This window comes from Pseudomonas sp. 5Ae-yellow, from assembly GCF_014077575.1.
Classification (GTDB): domain Bacteria; phylum Pseudomonadota; class Gammaproteobacteria; order Pseudomonadales; family Pseudomonadaceae; genus Halopseudomonas; species Halopseudomonas neustonica.
On the sequence record NZ_JACGWE010000002.1, the window covers coordinates 190459 to 204607 of the forward strand.

Here is a 14149-nt window from a genome sequence, read left to right on the forward strand (position 1 = left end):
GCGCAACGCTTCCAGCTTTCGGCTTCCAGCTTCCAGCTCGATTTAGTTCAGTTGTTCTACCCGTACCCGCATCAGCGGACCGGCGATTTCATCCAGAGCTTCCAGTGCGGCAATGGCAACATTCATGTCGCGCTCTTGCACGCGGTGAGTCAGCAGAATGATTGGCACCAGGCCGTCCTGCTCCTCTGCTTCCTTCTGCATGATCGACTCGATGTTGATACCACGCTCGGACAGGATAGTCGCGACCTTGGCCAGCACGCCTGGGCGATCCTTAGCTTGCAGGCGCAGGTAGTAGGCGGTCTCGACATCCTCAACCGACAACACCGGCAAATCAGACAAGGCGTCAGCCTGGAATGCCAGGTGCGGTACGCGGTTGTTAGGATCGGTAGTCAGGGTACGTACCACATCGATAATGTCAGCAACGACCGCAGATGCAGTCGGCTCGGCTCCAGCGCCTGCACCGTAATACAGGGTTGAGCCCACAGCGTCGCCGTTGACCATGACCGCGTTCATGACGCCGTTCACGTTGGCCAGCAGACGATCAGCCGGGATCAGCGTCGGATGCACGCGCAACTCAACACCGTTACCCATGCGGCGCGCCACGCCCAAATGCTTGATGCGGTAACCCAGGGCTTCAGCGTAATTGACATCCGCTGTAGTCAGCTTGGTAATGCCCTCGGTGTAGGCCTTATCGAACTGCAACGGGATACCAAAGGCAATAGACGCCAGGATCGTCAGCTTGTGGGCCGCGTCGATACCTTCCACATCAAATGTCGGGTCCGACTCGGCATAGCCCAATGCTTGCGCCTCGGCCAACACGTCTTCAAAGGTACGCCCCTTGTCGCGCATCTCGGTAAGAATGAAGTTACCGGTGCCATTGATAATGCCCGCAACCCACTCAATCTGGTTCGCCGCCAAGCCTTCACGCAGCGCCTTGATAATGGGAATGCCGCCAGCTACGGAAGCCTCGAAGGCAACCATTACGCCCTTCTCGCTCGCCGCCGCAAAGATCTCGTTACCGTGCACAGCGATCAAGGCCTTGTTAGCGGTAACCACATGTTTGCCATTGGCAATAGCGCCCATAACGACATCCTTGGCGAGGGTATAACCGCCAATCAGCTCAACCACGATGTCGATTTCAGGGTTATTAACCACGTCGAACACGTCATCAGTGGTCGGCGTCACACCAATATTGCAGGCCGGGTTCAAGTGACGAGTCGCAATCTGCGCCACATCAATACCACGCCCCGCGCGACGAGCAATTTCTGCTGCGTTACGCTGCAGGACGTTAAAGGTGCCACCGCCAACGGTGCCCAAACCACAGATGCCTACTTTGACCGGTTTCAAACGTTGGTCCCCACTTTGTTATCTAGTCGAATACATATTGGATTGCCCGGCAGCCTGCGCTGCCCGAGCGACGATTACTCTTTGTTTTCCAGCGCTATGGTAGCTAACTGTTGCGCTGGCTGATAACCCGGAATCATCACGCCGTTGGCGAGAAAAATAGCCGGCGTACCCTGCACGCCCAACTGCTTACCCAGTTCATATTCCTGCGCTACTGGATTGGCACAGGTTTTCTCTTCAACCGTTTTGCCCTGCTTGGCAGACGTCATGGCCTGCTGGCGGTTGTCTGCACACCAGACAGACTGCATGACCTGAGCTGCCGGCGACTGCATGCCGCCGCGCGGGAAGGCCATATAGCGCACTTCAATGCCCAGATTATTCAACTGTTCAACTTCGCTATGCAGCTTGCGGCAGTAGCCACAATCCACGTCGGTAAACACCGTGACATGGGTTTTTGGCTCTTCCGGCGCAAACACCACCATGTCACTGGCATCGACTCTATCGAGCACCTGGGCGATACCGCTGGCCTCCGCAACCGATGTCAGGTTGCGCGGCTGACCGTCGTTCACTTCGATCAGCGTGCCCTGCATGAAATACTTGCCATCAGCGGTGGCATAAAGCACGCGCCCGGTTTCCAGCTGAACTTGATACAGACCGTCAACCGGCGTTTCAGAAATAGCCGATACCGGCACGTCAAATTTGAGTTTTGCCAGACCCTCGATGATCGCAGTCTGGGTATCTGCCATTACCTGTGAGCCCCACAGGGCAAGCAGACAGGTCACGCCGTATCTCAGTCGCATAATCTGATCCTCTAGAAGACGGCAAAGCTTATCATGAAACCTCCCTATCACCCACGGGGATGGTGCTCTGCGTGCATGTCACGCAATCGCTGGCGGGCAATATGTGTGTATATCTGTGTAGTAGACAGATCACTATGGCCGAGCAACATCTGCACCACGCGTAAATCCGCGCCATGGTTGAGCAGATGGGTAGCAAAGGCATGTCGCAAGGTATGCGGCGACAGCGAAGAGCTGACACCGGCCTGGCGTGCATGTAGCTTGATGCGGTGCCAGAATGTCTGGCGCGTCATCTCCCGTCCCAAACGGCTAGGAAACACCACGTCACTCGGCTTGCCAGCCAATAGCGCTGGCCGACTATCCTGTACATAGCGTTCAAGCCAGACCATGGCCTCTTCACCCAAAGGCACCAGTCGCTCTTTGTTGCCTTTACCGGTCACCCGCACTATGCCCTGACGCAGGTTGACCTGGTCCAACCGCAGACCAACCAATTCGCTGACACGCAGGCCACAGGCATAAAGTACTTCGAGCATGCAGCGATCACGCATACCCAGACTGTCTTCAATATCCGGGGCCGCCAGCAACAGCTCAACGTCCCGCTCACTCAGCGCCTTGGGCAAGGGCCGGCCTAACTTGGGCATGGCCACGTCCAGGGTGGGATCCAGCGTCAACCGGCCCACGCGGACCAGATAACGATAGAAACCACGTAAACAGGACAGTAACCGGGCACTGGATCGCGCCTGATATCCCTGAGCTATGCGCCAACCCAGATGCTCCATCAGATCAGCGCGCGAGGCGTTGAGCAAGTCGCTACGGCGTTGCCCCAGCCAACCGGCGAGCAAACTCAGGTCGGTGCGATAGGCCGTCAACGTATGCTTTGACAACCCACGTTCCAGCCACAGACTATCGAGAAACTCGGCAATCAGTTGCTGGTCGTCCGGTGCGACCGGCGCGTTTTCGTCTGCGGACATGACCTGCTCACTGTGCTGAGGAAACCACCATTAAAAACAGTCGCCCACAAAAAAGCAGCCCTTAGGCTGCTTTTTTGTGGGTCAAGCGTCCGTTCAGGACAGCTTTTCCTTGATACGTGCTGCACGGCCAGACAAGGCACGCAGGTAGTACAATTTCGCTTTACGTACATCACCGCGACGCTTGACAGAAATGCTGTCGATCAGCGGCGAGTAAGTCTGGAAAGTACGCTCAACACCAACACCGCTAGAGATCTTGCGAACGGTGAAAGCAGAGTTCAGACCACGGTTACGCTTACCGATAACCACGCCTTCAAAGGCCTGCAGACGCGAGCGATCGCCTTCCTTCACTTTGACCTGGACAATGACGGTATCACCCGGCGCGAACGCGGGGATTTCCTTGGACATTTGTTCAGCTTCAATCTGGGCAATAATATTGGACATCGTTGCTTCTCCTGCACAGGCCGTCGGACCTGTTAATGGTTATCGGTTTCCTGTTCGCGGATAAATTCCGCCAACAGCTTCTGCTGTTCTTTGCTCAATTCCAGCTCTTCGAGCAACTCTGGCCGACGTTGCCAGGTTCTTCCCAAAGACTGCTTGAGACGCCAGCGCCGGATCAGTTCATGATTACCGCTGAGCAACACCTCCGGTACGCGCTGCCCGTCAAATTCTTCCGGCCGAGTGTAATGTGGGCAATCCAGCCACCCCGCCGAAAAAGAATCTTCAACCGCTGAATCCGCATGCCCAAGCACGCCGGGGATCAATCGGGTTACTGCATCCAGAAGCACCATGGCTCCCAGCTCACCACCGGACAACACGTAGTCGCCAATGGAAATCTCTTCATCGACACAGCGCTCAATAATGCGCTCATCAATGCCCTCATAGCGACCACACAGCAAAATCACACTGTCCAGTTTTGCCAGCTGCTCAACCCGTTGCTGAGTGAGTGGCTGACCCTGCGGTGACAAATAGATCACCCGGGCTTGCGAGGGTGCCTGCTGCTTGATCGCCGTAATGGACTCAAGCAAAGGCTCAACCTTCATCAGCATGCCAGGGCCGCCGCCAAAGGGTCGATCATCTACCGTACGATGACGATCATGTGCATGTTCACGGGGATTACTGAAAACAACTTCCAGCTGTCCGCGCTTGACGGCTCGTCCGGTTACACCAGACTCGGTCAGCGCTGTAAACATTTCGGGAAACAGGGTTACCACACCGGCCCACACCGATCAGAACTCCGAATCCCAGTCGACCTGGATAGTTGCCTTGTCCAAATCAATATTCACTACAAACTGGCCGGGCAAGTAGGGCAACACACGTTCGCGCTGATCAATACTGCCTTCGCAGGGCTTGACCACCATTACGTCGTTGGAACCGGTTTCGAGCAGGTGATCCACCTTGCCGAACAACTGGCCTTCCAGGTTAATCACCTGCAAGCCTTCCAGCTGGTACCAGTAATACTCACCTTCTTCGAGTTCGGGCAGAGAACCAGCCTCCACACTAATCTCGAAGTTAACCAGCGCCTCGGCTTTATCGCGATCATCTACGCCCTTGAGCTCAACAATCAGGACTCGCCCTTGCAGGCGACCACCAAGGACGGACACTGTGCGTTGCTCGGAACCTCTACTAAGGCTCCACTGCGCATAACCCAGCACATTGTCCAGCGGGTCGGTGTGCGAATACACCTTGACCGCCCCGCGCAGCCCATGAACCGATACGATCTTGCCGAGAATCACCCGAGGCGATTCTGTCGATTCAGGAGCAGCTATCATATTCAGGCAGCTGCCTGAGATTCCTTCAACAGAGCAGCAACACGCTCAGAAGGCTGTGCACCCTTGCTCAACCAGTACTGAACACGCTCGTCGTTTACGGACAAACGGATTTCTGCACCGGATGCAACCGGGTTGAAGAAGCCAACGCGCTCAACAAAACGACCATCACGGGCGTTACGGCTGTTGGCAACAGTCAAATGATAGAAGGGGCGCTTCTTGGAGCCACCACGAGCAAGACGAATGGTTACCATGTGGACATCGTTTCCTGTGTTTGAATAACGCTACAAAATTCATCACGGGCTGTGCTGCAATTAACGCATACACCTAGGGCCCGAAAGGTCGCGTATTCTACGGAATATCGCGACCGATGAAAACTCTTTTTTATTTAAGGCCGTACTGACCCATCCCCTAAAGGATAAACAGCTCAGAATCGAGGCATGCCGCCGCCGGGGGGCAACATACCACCGCCGCCACCCATACCGCCGCCGCCCATTCCACCCATGCCACGCATAAGCTTGGCCATGCCACCCTTACCCGTGACCTTTTTCATCATTTTCTGCATCTGCTTATGCTGCTTAAGCACCCGGCCGATGTCCTGAATCTGCGAACCTGAGCCCGCCGCAATGCGGCGCTTGCGTGAGCCGCTGATGATATCGGGGTTACGGCGCTCGCCGGGCGTCATCGAGTTGATGATCGCCTCCATGCGCTTGAATTGCTTGGTCGCTTCAGTCTGCGCGGTTTCCATCTGGGCCGGATTCATCTTGCCACCCATCATCGGCAGCTTTTCCATCATCGAGCCCAGACCGCCCATGCTGTTCATTTGCTGTAGCTGATCACGGAAGTCTTCAAGGTCGAAGCCCTTACCCTTTTTCAACTTCTTGGCCAGCTTCTCGGCCTTGTCCTTATCCAGCTTTTGCTCGGCTTGCTCGATCAGGCTGAGCACATCGCCCATACCAAGAATGCGCGAAGCAACGCGATCAGGGTGGAATACCTCAAGCGCATCGACCTTCTCGCCCATCCCGAGGAACTTGATCGGCTTGCCGGTAATGTGACGAACCGAGAGCGCAGCACCACCGCGCGCATCACCATCAACCTTGGTGAGGATCACGCCCGTCAGCGGCAGCGCCTCGTTAAAGGCCTGCGCCGTATTGGCCGCGTCCTGACCGGTCATGGCGTCAACTACAAACAGGGTCTCCGACGGCTTGGCCGCGGCGTGCACCTGCTTGATTTCAGCCATCATCTCGGCGTCGATATGCAAACGACCCGCGGTATCGACAATCAGCACGTCCATAAAGCGGTTCTTCGCTTCACGCAGCGCTGCCTCAACGATGGCTACCGGCTTCTGCTCAAGATCCGAGGGGAAAAACGTGACATCCACTTCAGCAGCCAGAGTCTCCAACTGCTTGATCGCCGCCGGACGGTAAACGTCGACGCTGACCACCATGACCTTTTTCTTTTCACGCTCACGCAGTGTCTTCGCCAACTTGGCGACACTGGTAGTTTTACCCGCGCCCTGCAGACCCGCCATCAAAATCACCGCCGGAGGGGTAACCGCCAGGTTCAGACCTTCGGTCTGCCCCATAACCGCTTCCAGCTCGGACTTCACGATCTTGACGAAGACCTGCCCCGGCGACAGGCTGCGTGACACTTCATGACCTACAGCGCGCTCACGCACTTGATCAACAAAGGTCTTGACCACGGGCAAGGCTACATCAGCCTCAAGCAACGCCATGCGAACTTCTCGCAGGGTGTCCTTAATGTTGTCTTCTGTCAGCTTGGCCTGACCGGTCACGCCCCGCAGGCTGTGCGACAGGCGCTCGGTAAGATTCTCGAACATCACTAACTCTCCTGAGCTTATCTAGGGTCTGCTGCCTAATTATCGTGACCGCGCCAGCGCCTGCTTTAATTGCACGGAGCAAGGCACACGGAATACAGCTTGTTCATTCCAAATAAAATGACGCGTAACGCAGCATCGCGCAGAAACAGGCCGACCCTCCGGGTTACGCGTGTTAGCGTGCCATATGCGCCGTTTCGGGCTTGACAAGGGAGCGGCTAATTTTTGCGCCCCGCGTCCAGGCTGGCAACTCTTTGCACAGCAACAGGGTTCGTGATGAATCAGCAACAGCCCCCGGCCCCCGCCACAAGGGCATGCGAAGCAATTTATCGGCGCAGTATACCTCCGCGACCGGGGTGATGATAGGGAAGCCCATCGAAGCGCTTTAACCGCGGCGCGGCTTGTGCCACACTGCGGTTTTGTTGGTAACCGCTCTCAAGGACGTATGACAGCCCTCACTCCCAGCCTGCTAGCCGCCGCTTTTTACTTGGGCGGTATGCTTTACCAGATGTTTTGTCTGGGCAAACGCCTGACCGTCAACACCGGGCTATTGCGAGGCATAGGTCTAATCGCATTGGTCGCTCACGCTGCCAGTCTTTACCTGCAGCTGATGACCGATCATGGGCTAGCTCTCGGGTTATTCAATATAGGCTCGCTCATCGCCTGGCTAATTGTTGCCCTCACCCTGCTGTCGAGCTTTCGCGCACCGGTCACCAGCCTGCTGCTTGGCCTCTATCCTCTGGCACTCGTCACGGCACTGCTCGCTGGCCTGTTCCCGCACGAAGCCACTACCCTTCCGGCTGGGCAAAAAGGCCTGTTGGTGCATATCGTCTTGTCGGTCCTGGCCTACGGCATTCTTACCATTGCAGCCTTTCAGGCAACGCTGCTGGCGGTTCAGGACTATCAACTCAAGCACAAACATCCCACCCGCTTTATTCGCACCTTCCCGCCGTTACAGACGATGGAACGCCTGTTGTTTCAGTTTCTGCTCTGCGGTGAGCTGCTATTGACCGTCGCTCTCATTTCCGGCTTCGTCTTTCTGGAAAACATGTTTGCCCAACACCTGGTACACAAGACACTGCTGTCGTGCCTGGCCTGGGTTGTCTTTGGCATTCTGCTCTGGGGCCGCCACTTCCGTGGCTGGCGCGGCAGCAACGCCATTCGCTGGACGCTAGCTGGCTTCCTACTGCTGATGCTCGCCTATTTTGGCAGCAAGCTGGTACGCGAAGTTCTGATTGGCGCCTGACGCTCCCCTATCCCAACCGGTTTGAGGCACGCTCTTGAACGAATCCCACACTGGCCTGCTGCTGTTACTACTGGCCTTGCTGATCATTCTGTCTGCGTTTTTCTCCAGTTCGGAGACCAGCATGATGAGCCTGAACCGTTATCGGTTAAAGCATCTGAGCAAGGAAGGTCATCGCGCTGCCAAGCGAGCATCACGCCTGCTGGAGCGACCTGATCGCCTGCTCGGCACTATTCTGGTCGGCAACAACATCGTCAACATTCTCGCCGCCTCCATCGCCACCGTGGTCGCCGTGGACATATGGGGTGAGGCCGGTATCGCCATCGCCACCATGTTGCTGACTGTCATCATTCTGATCTTCGGCGAGATAACGCCAAAGACACTGGCAGCATTACGACCAGAGCTGATCGCCTTTCCTGCCAGTGTCATTCTGGCGTTTCTACAACGCCTGCTCTACCCCGTCGTCTGGGTCTGTAACGTCATCAGCAACATGTTGCTGCGCCTGATAGGCGTCAATCCAAACGATAGCGACGGTGACCAGCTGACCACCGAAGAACTGCGCACTGTGGTGCGTGAGGCCGGACTGGGTATTACCCGCAGCCGCCAGAATATGCTGCTGGGCATCCTTGATCTGGAAAAAATGACGGTCAATGACATTATGATCCCGCGCAACGAAGCCGTGGGCATTGATCTGGAAGACAGCATGACCACCATCAACCAGCAACTGCGCAGCTGTCACTACACGCGTCTGCCGGTGTATCACGGCGACATAAATAACGTCACCGGCCTGGTTCACATGCGCTCCATAGCTCGCCTGCTAAGTCGCGGCGAGCTGACCAAGGAAGCCCTGATCGGCGCCTGCAAGGCCCCCTACTTCATTCCGGAAAGCACCCCGCTGCATACGCAGCTGTTCAACTTTCAGAAGCAGAAACGCCGCATCGCGATCGTGGTCGACGAGTACGGCGATGTAATTGGCCTGGTGACTCTTGAAGATATTCTGGAAGAGATCGTCGGCGAATTCACCACCGACATGTTGATCCCCAGCCAGGACATCCACCCACAGGAAGATGGCACCTACGTCATTGATGGCAGCGCAGCCATCCGTGATATCAACCGTCACCTGAACTGGAAACTGCCAGCCAATGGTCCCAAAACCCTCAACGGCTTGATTACCGAGCAGCTGGAGAGCATCCCGGAAACCAGTGTTTGTCTGGCGAACGGCACCTATCGCATGGAGATTCTGCAGACCAAGGACAACATGGTGAAAAGCGTACGCATATGGGAGCGTAGCCGGGATCAGGTACCAACTTCGACAGAAGAGAGCGACGGCTCTGCACCGGGCAGCACCAGCGGCGCCCACTGACGGGCAATGCCGGCCGCCCACTCACGGTAGCCGGCCGCCGAAGGATGGAAATCATCGCGCGCCAGATAGGCCGACTCAAACGATAAATCCAAAGGTAGATAAAGCGCATGCTGTCGCGCAGCAACCTGTCGCAAATCCCGATCCAGCAAACCAGAACGCAAGCCGAACCAGCCCCGCAAAGGCTGCGGCAAGGCAGTAAAGCGCCCCAGGGGCGGCACGGCAGTCACGCCTACTTGTACCGAACACGAACTCAAACCCGCCAACAAGCAAGCAAGCCGCGTGCGCCATTGGCGCCGCGACGTCAGGTGGGTAGTGTCATTAACGCCTAACACCAGTAGCGCCAGATCCCACCGCTGATCAAGCACTTGCGGCAGCAGGTCCTGCAGACAGGCTTGCGCATCCGCGCCGTTACGCCCTAGCGCCTGCCATTGCACTGGGCGACCAGTAATAGCGGCGAGCTGCGCGGCAAGCTGACCCGCCAGCGCATCGGCTTGCCGATCAACTCCAACGCCACTGACCGTCGACTCGCCCAACAACAACAAACGCAGTGGCGGCGCTGACGGTGTCCGTCCGGGCACCAAGCCTTGCCAGGGCGGCGAGGCGTCAGGTAGACGCAATGCGGTTCGCTTGACCCACAGCGCCTGTGGTAACAACAGCGGCAACGCTGGCGCTACCAGATACCACCAGCGACTCAGAGCTTTACCTTGACCGTAGCGGCGGCACGCACGGCCTTTTTTACCGCCAGATCGATGCTTTCATCCAGCGCCAGCGCAACACCCATGCGCCGCTGACCATCGACTTCCGGCTTACCGAACAAGCGCAACTGAGTGTCCGGGATAGCCAACGCCTCATCCAGGTTACCAAAGCTGACATTGGCCGACTGGCCTTCCACCATAATCACCGCAGAGGCCGCCGGGCCGTATTGGCGAATAGCGGGAATCGGCAGCCCGAGAATCGCTCGCGCGTGCAGAGCAAACTCAGACAGATCCTGCGAGATCAGGGTAACCATGCCAGTATCGTGCGGGCGCGGCGAAACTTCACTAAACCATACGCTGTCGCCCTTAACGAACAGCTCAACCCCAAACAGGCCACGACCACCCAGCGCTGCTGTCACTTCTTGCGCAACCCGCTGCGCTTCCGCCAGCGCCGCCTCGGACATCGCCTGCGGCTGCCAGGACTCACGGTAATCGCCCGACTCCTGACGATGACCAATAGGCGCACAGAAACTGGTGCCGTCAATGTGACGGACGGTCAAAAGGGTGATTTCATAATCAAAGTCGACAAAGCCTTCAACAATGACCCGCCCCTTGCCTGCGCGGCCGCCAGCCTGGGCATATTCCCAGGCAGCATCGATATCAGCCGCTTCGCGGACCAGGCTCTGGCCCTTGCCCGACGAACTCATGACCGGCTTGATCACGCAGGGCATACCCACTTCTGACACCGCCGCGCGGTAATCTTCCAGCGTTTCGGCAAAGCGATAAGCAGAGGTAGGCAACCCCAGCTTTTCTGCCGCCAAACGCCGAATGCCTTCGCGGTCCATGGTCAAGCGCGTTGCCTCAGCCGTAGGGACCACCCGATAACCTTCACTTTCCAGTTCGACCAGCGTCGGCGTAGCAATCGCCTCGATCTCCGGCACGATGTAATCGGGCTGCTCTGCCTCAATCACTTCACGCAGCGCCTGCCCATCGAGCATGCTGATCACATGATTGCGATGCGCCACCTGCATCGCCGGCGCATGGGCGTAGCGATCCACCGCAATCACTTCACAGCCCAAGCGTTGTAGCTCGATTGCCAGCTCTTTACCCAGCTCACCGGAACCCAGCAGCAGTACGCGGGTTGCATCTTCCGAATACGGAGTGCCTATTACGACGGTCATGCCTGTTGTCCTTTTTCGTTAACGGAACCCAACCAGAGGCCCTGTTTGCGAGCGCGCACCTCGCAACGCTGCAGCACATCGCGACGCTGCACCTCGCTCATCCGGCCCCAGGTCGCGATCTCCATACCGCTGCGCTGGCAGCCGGTACAGATATCGTCGTCATCCAATGCGCAAATACTAACGCAGGGTGAGCGGACCGGCGCCTGCTCGCTCATTAGTCTTCCTGCACCTTCAGTTGCTCGCGAAAGCGCTTGGCATTCTGCACATAGTGCGCAGCGCTCAGTTCGAGCATTTTCTTCTGTTGCTCACTCAGGGTTTTAACCACCTTGCCAGGGGAGCCCATCACCAGCGAACCATCCGGAATATCCTTACCCTCGGGAATCAATGCGTTGGCGCCAATGATGCAGTGCTTGCCAATGGTAGCGCCGTTAAGCACCACCGCATTGATACCAATCAGGCTGTAATCACCCACAGTGCAACCATGCAACATGGCGTTATGACCAACCGTAATACCCTTGCCAAGCACCAGCGGTACACCGTAGTCCGCATGCATCACCGCACCGTCTTGCACGTTGCTGTGCTCGCCTATGGTGATCTGCTCAACGTCACCGCGAATCACCGCGCTAAACCAGACGTTGGCGCCCGCCTCCAGCTTTACCTTACCGATCACGGCAGCAGAGTCGGCTATCCAGGCGTCATCCGCCATCTCTACACGGTCATTACCCAGGCTGTACTTCATGCGAGCTCCTCTTATTTATGCTTGTCGTAGGGCGTGTGCAACGGAATGCCGGCATCAAAGCCGGTATTCATCAGCTCAGCCAACATCAGGGCTGTCAGCCCCCAGATCTTGAAACCTTCGTAGCGGTAACTGGGCACATACCAGCTGCGACCCTCATAATCGATACGGTGGGTCATTTCCCGTGGATCATCGAGAAAGAACTCGACCGGCACCCGAAAGACGTCAGCTATCTCGCCACTATTGGGCATCAGATCGAACACATCCGGCACAATGCCCACGTAGGGCGTGACCTTGATACCGTAGCGCGACACTAACGACCCCATAGGCCCGATAACATCGACCAGCTCAGGTAACAGGCCTATCTCTTCGTGGGCTTCGCGCAGCGCCGTAAAGCGCAGATCGACATCGCCCGGATCACGCCTGCCACCAGGAAAAGCCACCTCACCAGAATGCGTCGACAAACGCTGTGAGCGTAGCGTGAGAATAACTTCGGGGCGGTCATGCACACAGGTAATGGGGATCAACACACCCGCTTCCGGGAGACCCGCAGCCTCAACCGTTCGGGGAGAGTGCGCCTGTACCTGCATGCGCATTTTATCCAGCATGCACAGATCCTCTATTCTTTTTCTCATGATGGCATGATCAACGGAGCAGAACCAGACGCACACCGGCGTGAATACCCTCCGATAGCCAGCGAACGCAAGGCTCACCAAGCTGCACCCCTGACCCCAGTTCAGAGCACACTTTTGTGCTCTGAGTCTCTTGCCCAAGCGCGTTTTGCCCCGCAAGATAGAGCGAATTCACGTCCAGACCAAGCCGGAACAAAACATGAACTTCTGTAGTGAGTGCGGCAAAACAGTTTCCGCACGCATACCCTCGGGCGACACCCGCTCTCGGTTCATTTGTGATCATTGCGAGACCGTCCACTATCAGAACCCGCGTATCGTCGCCGGTTGCCTGGCCACCCACCAGGGCTATGTGCTGCTATGCCGCCGCGCTATAGAACCCCGTGCCGGTTTCTGGACCTTACCGGCTGGCTATATGGAAAACGGCGAAACAACTGAAGAAGCTGCGCTACGCGAAACCTGGGAAGAGGCACGCGCCAGCATGCAGGGGCACGAGCTGTACATGCTGTTCAACTTGCCGCATATCAATCAGGTGTATATGTTCTTTCGCGGCGAACTGGCCGACCTCAACTTCAGCGCAGGCGAAGAAAGCCTGGAGGTAAGGCTCTTTAGCGAAGCGGAGATACCCTGGACTGAGCTCGCCTTTCCGACGGTCGGCAAAACACTGAAACAGTATTTTATCGACCGACAGACTAATGAGTTCCCAGTGCGCATCCGCGATATTCTCTACCGCCCCCAGCAGGCGCGCTGATGCGCCGACTGTTGCTAGCCTTGCTGCTGTGTGGTTGCAGCTTCGTCACCAGCGCCGCAAATCCGGTGATCGATAAAATACTAATCCTAAAGGACGAACGTCGTCTGCAGTTGATTAGTGACGGCGCTGTACTGCACCAATACCGCATATCCCTGGGCGGCCAACCGGTTGGCCACAAACGCCAGCAGGGCGATGAGCGCACACCAGAAGGCATTTACACCATTGACTGGCGGCACGAGAGCCCGGCCTACAATCTCAGCATGCACATCGACTATCCGAATCTGAAGGACAAAATGGAGGCCTACAAGAATGACGTAGACCCCGGTGGCATGATCATGATTCACGGCACCCCAATAGATGAGGAGTACCCCGAGTGGTACTTCAAGGGGCTCGACTGGACCAATGGCTGCATTGCCTTGGGCAATGCAGAGATGCAGGAAGTATGGAACCTGGTACCCGATGGCACCCTGGTTGAGATTCGCCCCTGAGACTACTGTGCTGCCAGAAAGCAAAGCAGTCCCAGACTGACGGTGAAACACGCTTTTATAACGCGTGAGAAGCGCCATACAGGGCGAGCATAGCGATATTAGAGAGCCGATCAGCGACCGCTGGAAATATTATGAGGAAATATGTCCATTCTTAGCATCGCCTCACAGCTAGCTATACTGGACCTATAGCCCCCTGCCAGCTAACGCCACCGCCAGCAAATCGGGACTGTCAGGTTTTTTGTGTTCGGGCTCTTAACGGCCTGCCATCAGGTAGGCCTTCACTTACCAGGTTGGCCTGGTGAAACGATCTTCATACAGGATCGCAAACTGGTTCATAGCGGCTTTCCA

Annotated in this window: 17 protein-coding genes; 4 read left to right on the forward strand and 13 right to left on the reverse strand. The window is 56.7% G+C overall.

Annotated elements, in window-relative coordinates; translation table 11 throughout:
• Positions 1–42: 42 nt before the first annotated feature.
• The 8 genes from H4J77_RS02900 to ffh form a co-directional block, all read right to left on the reverse strand.
• A complete protein-coding gene (locus H4J77_RS02900; protein ID WP_123888559.1) occupies positions 43–1347 on the reverse strand; it encodes a homoserine dehydrogenase in 1305 nt (434 codons plus the stop codon).
• 74 nt (positions 1348–1421) lie between these two features.
• A complete protein-coding gene (locus tag H4J77_RS02905) occupies positions 1422–2144 on the reverse strand; it encodes a thioredoxin fold domain-containing protein (RefSeq protein ID WP_182246955.1) in 723 nt (240 codons plus the stop codon).
• Positions 2145–2191: 47 nt separating this feature from the next.
• Positions 2192–3112, reverse strand: a complete 921-nt coding sequence (xerD, locus tag H4J77_RS02910) for a site-specific tyrosine recombinase XerD (RefSeq protein ID WP_182246957.1) — start codon at positions 3110–3112, stop codon at positions 2192–2194.
• Positions 3113–3205: 93 nt separating this feature from the next.
• Entirely contained in the window at positions 3206–3553 is a 348-nt protein-coding gene (rplS, locus tag H4J77_RS02915; protein WP_123888556.1) for a 50S ribosomal protein L19, read from the reverse strand.
• A 32-nt stretch (positions 3554–3585) separates the two neighbouring features.
• A complete protein-coding gene (gene trmD / locus H4J77_RS02920; protein WP_123888555.1) occupies positions 3586–4335 on the reverse strand; it encodes a tRNA (guanosine(37)-N1)-methyltransferase TrmD in 750 nt (249 codons plus the stop codon).
• A 3-nt stretch (positions 4336–4338) separates the two neighbouring features.
• Entirely contained in the window at positions 4339–4881 is a 543-nt protein-coding gene (gene rimM, locus H4J77_RS02925; RefSeq protein WP_123888554.1) for a ribosome maturation factor RimM, read from the reverse strand.
• Positions 4882–4883: 2 nt separating this feature from the next.
• Entirely contained in the window at positions 4884–5132 is a 249-nt protein-coding gene (rpsP, locus tag H4J77_RS02930; RefSeq protein ID WP_123888553.1) for a 30S ribosomal protein S16, read from the reverse strand.
• A gap of 173 nt (positions 5133–5305) precedes the next feature.
• On the reverse strand, positions 5306–6718 hold the full coding sequence (gene ffh, locus H4J77_RS02935) for a signal recognition particle protein (RefSeq protein ID WP_182246959.1): 1413 nt from the start codon (positions 6716–6718) through the stop codon (positions 5306–5308).
• 442 nt (positions 6719–7160) lie between these two features.
• On the opposite strand from ffh, the gene H4J77_RS02940 reads away from it, so the two are divergent.
• Both H4J77_RS02940 and H4J77_RS02945 read left to right on the forward strand, forming a co-directional pair.
• The gene (locus H4J77_RS02940; protein WP_123888551.1) at positions 7161–7961 is read left to right on the forward strand and encodes an inner membrane protein YpjD; all 801 of its coding nucleotides are present in this window, start codon (positions 7161–7163) and stop codon (positions 7959–7961) included.
• Positions 7962–7995: 34 nt separating this feature from the next.
• Positions 7996–9321: an HlyC/CorC family transporter gene (locus H4J77_RS02945; protein ID WP_182246961.1), complete on the forward strand. Its 1326-nt coding sequence runs from the start codon at positions 7996–7998 to the stop codon at positions 9319–9321.
• On the opposite strand, the gene H4J77_RS02950 is transcribed toward H4J77_RS02945, so the two are convergent.
• The 5 genes from H4J77_RS02950 to H4J77_RS02970 are packed head-to-tail and all read right to left on the reverse strand — an operon-like array spanning position 9255 to position 12541.
• On the reverse strand, positions 9255–9983 hold the full coding sequence (locus H4J77_RS02950) for an SGNH/GDSL hydrolase family protein (RefSeq protein WP_259364686.1): 729 nt from the start codon (positions 9981–9983) through the stop codon (positions 9255–9257). The genes H4J77_RS02945 and H4J77_RS02950 overlap by 67 nt on opposite strands.
• 29 nt (positions 9984–10012) lie before the next feature.
• Entirely contained in the window at positions 10013–11197 is a 1185-nt protein-coding gene (gene purT, locus H4J77_RS02955) for a formate-dependent phosphoribosylglycinamide formyltransferase (protein ID WP_182246963.1), read from the reverse strand.
• Complete coding sequence (locus H4J77_RS02960) at positions 11194–11412, reverse strand: DUF1289 domain-containing protein (RefSeq protein WP_123888547.1); 219 nt, start codon at positions 11410–11412, stop codon at positions 11194–11196. The genes purT and H4J77_RS02960 overlap by 4 nt, the downstream gene beginning before the upstream one ends.
• Entirely contained in the window at positions 11412–11936 is a 525-nt protein-coding gene (locus H4J77_RS02965) for a gamma carbonic anhydrase family protein (RefSeq protein WP_123888546.1), read from the reverse strand. Before H4J77_RS02965 ends, H4J77_RS02960 begins: the two co-directional genes overlap by 1 nt.
• Positions 11937–11947: 11 nt before the next feature.
• A complete protein-coding gene (locus tag H4J77_RS02970; RefSeq protein WP_123888545.1) occupies positions 11948–12541 on the reverse strand; it encodes a CoA pyrophosphatase in 594 nt (197 codons plus the stop codon).
• A gap of 223 nt (positions 12542–12764) precedes the next feature.
• Between H4J77_RS02970 and H4J77_RS02975 the strand changes: the two genes are divergently transcribed.
• Positions 12765–13313: an NUDIX hydrolase gene (locus H4J77_RS02975; RefSeq protein ID WP_182246965.1), complete on the forward strand. Its 549-nt coding sequence runs from the start codon at positions 12765–12767 to the stop codon at positions 13311–13313.
• Positions 13313–13801, forward strand: coding sequence for a murein L,D-transpeptidase family protein (locus H4J77_RS02980; RefSeq protein ID WP_123888543.1), 489 nt, complete (start codon positions 13313–13315; stop codon positions 13799–13801). Before H4J77_RS02975 ends, H4J77_RS02980 begins: the two co-directional genes overlap by 1 nt.
• The last annotated feature ends 348 nt before the right edge of the window (positions 13802–14149 follow it).

Excerpts from the sequence above, each read along its gene's own strand:
- purT (WP_182246963.1), bottom strand. The coding sequence starts at position 11,197 with ATGACCGTCGTAATAGGCACTCCGTATTCGGAAGATGCAACCCGCGTA.
- H4J77_RS02975 (WP_182246965.1), top strand. The coding sequence starts at position 12,765 with ATGAACTTCTGTAGTGAGTGCGGCAAAACAGTTTCCGCACGCATACCC.
- rimM (WP_123888554.1), bottom strand. The coding sequence starts at position 4,881 with ATGATAGCTGCTCCTGAATCGACAGAATCGCCTCGGGTGATTCTCGGC.
- H4J77_RS02965 (WP_123888546.1), bottom strand. The coding sequence starts at position 11,936 with ATGAAGTACAGCCTGGGTAATGACCGTGTAGAGATGGCGGATGACGCC.
- ffh (WP_182246959.1), bottom strand. The coding sequence starts at position 6,718 with ATGTTCGAGAATCTTACCGAGCGCCTGTCGCACAGCCTGCGGGGCGTG.
- H4J77_RS02980 (WP_123888543.1), top strand. The coding sequence starts at position 13,313 with ATGCGCCGACTGTTGCTAGCCTTGCTGCTGTGTGGTTGCAGCTTCGTC.
- rplS (WP_123888556.1), bottom strand. The coding sequence starts at position 3,553 with ATGTCCAATATTATTGCCCAGATTGAAGCTGAACAAATGTCCAAGGAA.
- H4J77_RS02960 (WP_123888547.1), bottom strand. The coding sequence starts at position 11,412 with ATGAGCGAGCAGGCGCCGGTCCGCTCACCCTGCGTTAGTATTTGCGCA.
- H4J77_RS02905 (WP_182246955.1), bottom strand. The coding sequence starts at position 2,144 with ATGCGACTGAGATACGGCGTGACCTGTCTGCTTGCCCTGTGGGGCTCA.
- H4J77_RS02970 (WP_123888545.1), bottom strand. The coding sequence starts at position 12,541 with ATGCTGGATAAAATGCGCATGCAGGTACAGGCGCACTCTCCCCGAACG.
- rpsP (WP_123888553.1), bottom strand. The coding sequence starts at position 5,132 with ATGGTAACCATTCGTCTTGCTCGTGGTGGCTCCAAGAAGCGCCCCTTC.
- xerD (WP_182246957.1), bottom strand. The coding sequence starts at position 3,112 with ATGTCCGCAGACGAAAACGCGCCGGTCGCACCGGACGACCAGCAACTG.
- H4J77_RS02940 (WP_123888551.1), top strand. The coding sequence starts at position 7,161 with ATGACAGCCCTCACTCCCAGCCTGCTAGCCGCCGCTTTTTACTTGGGC.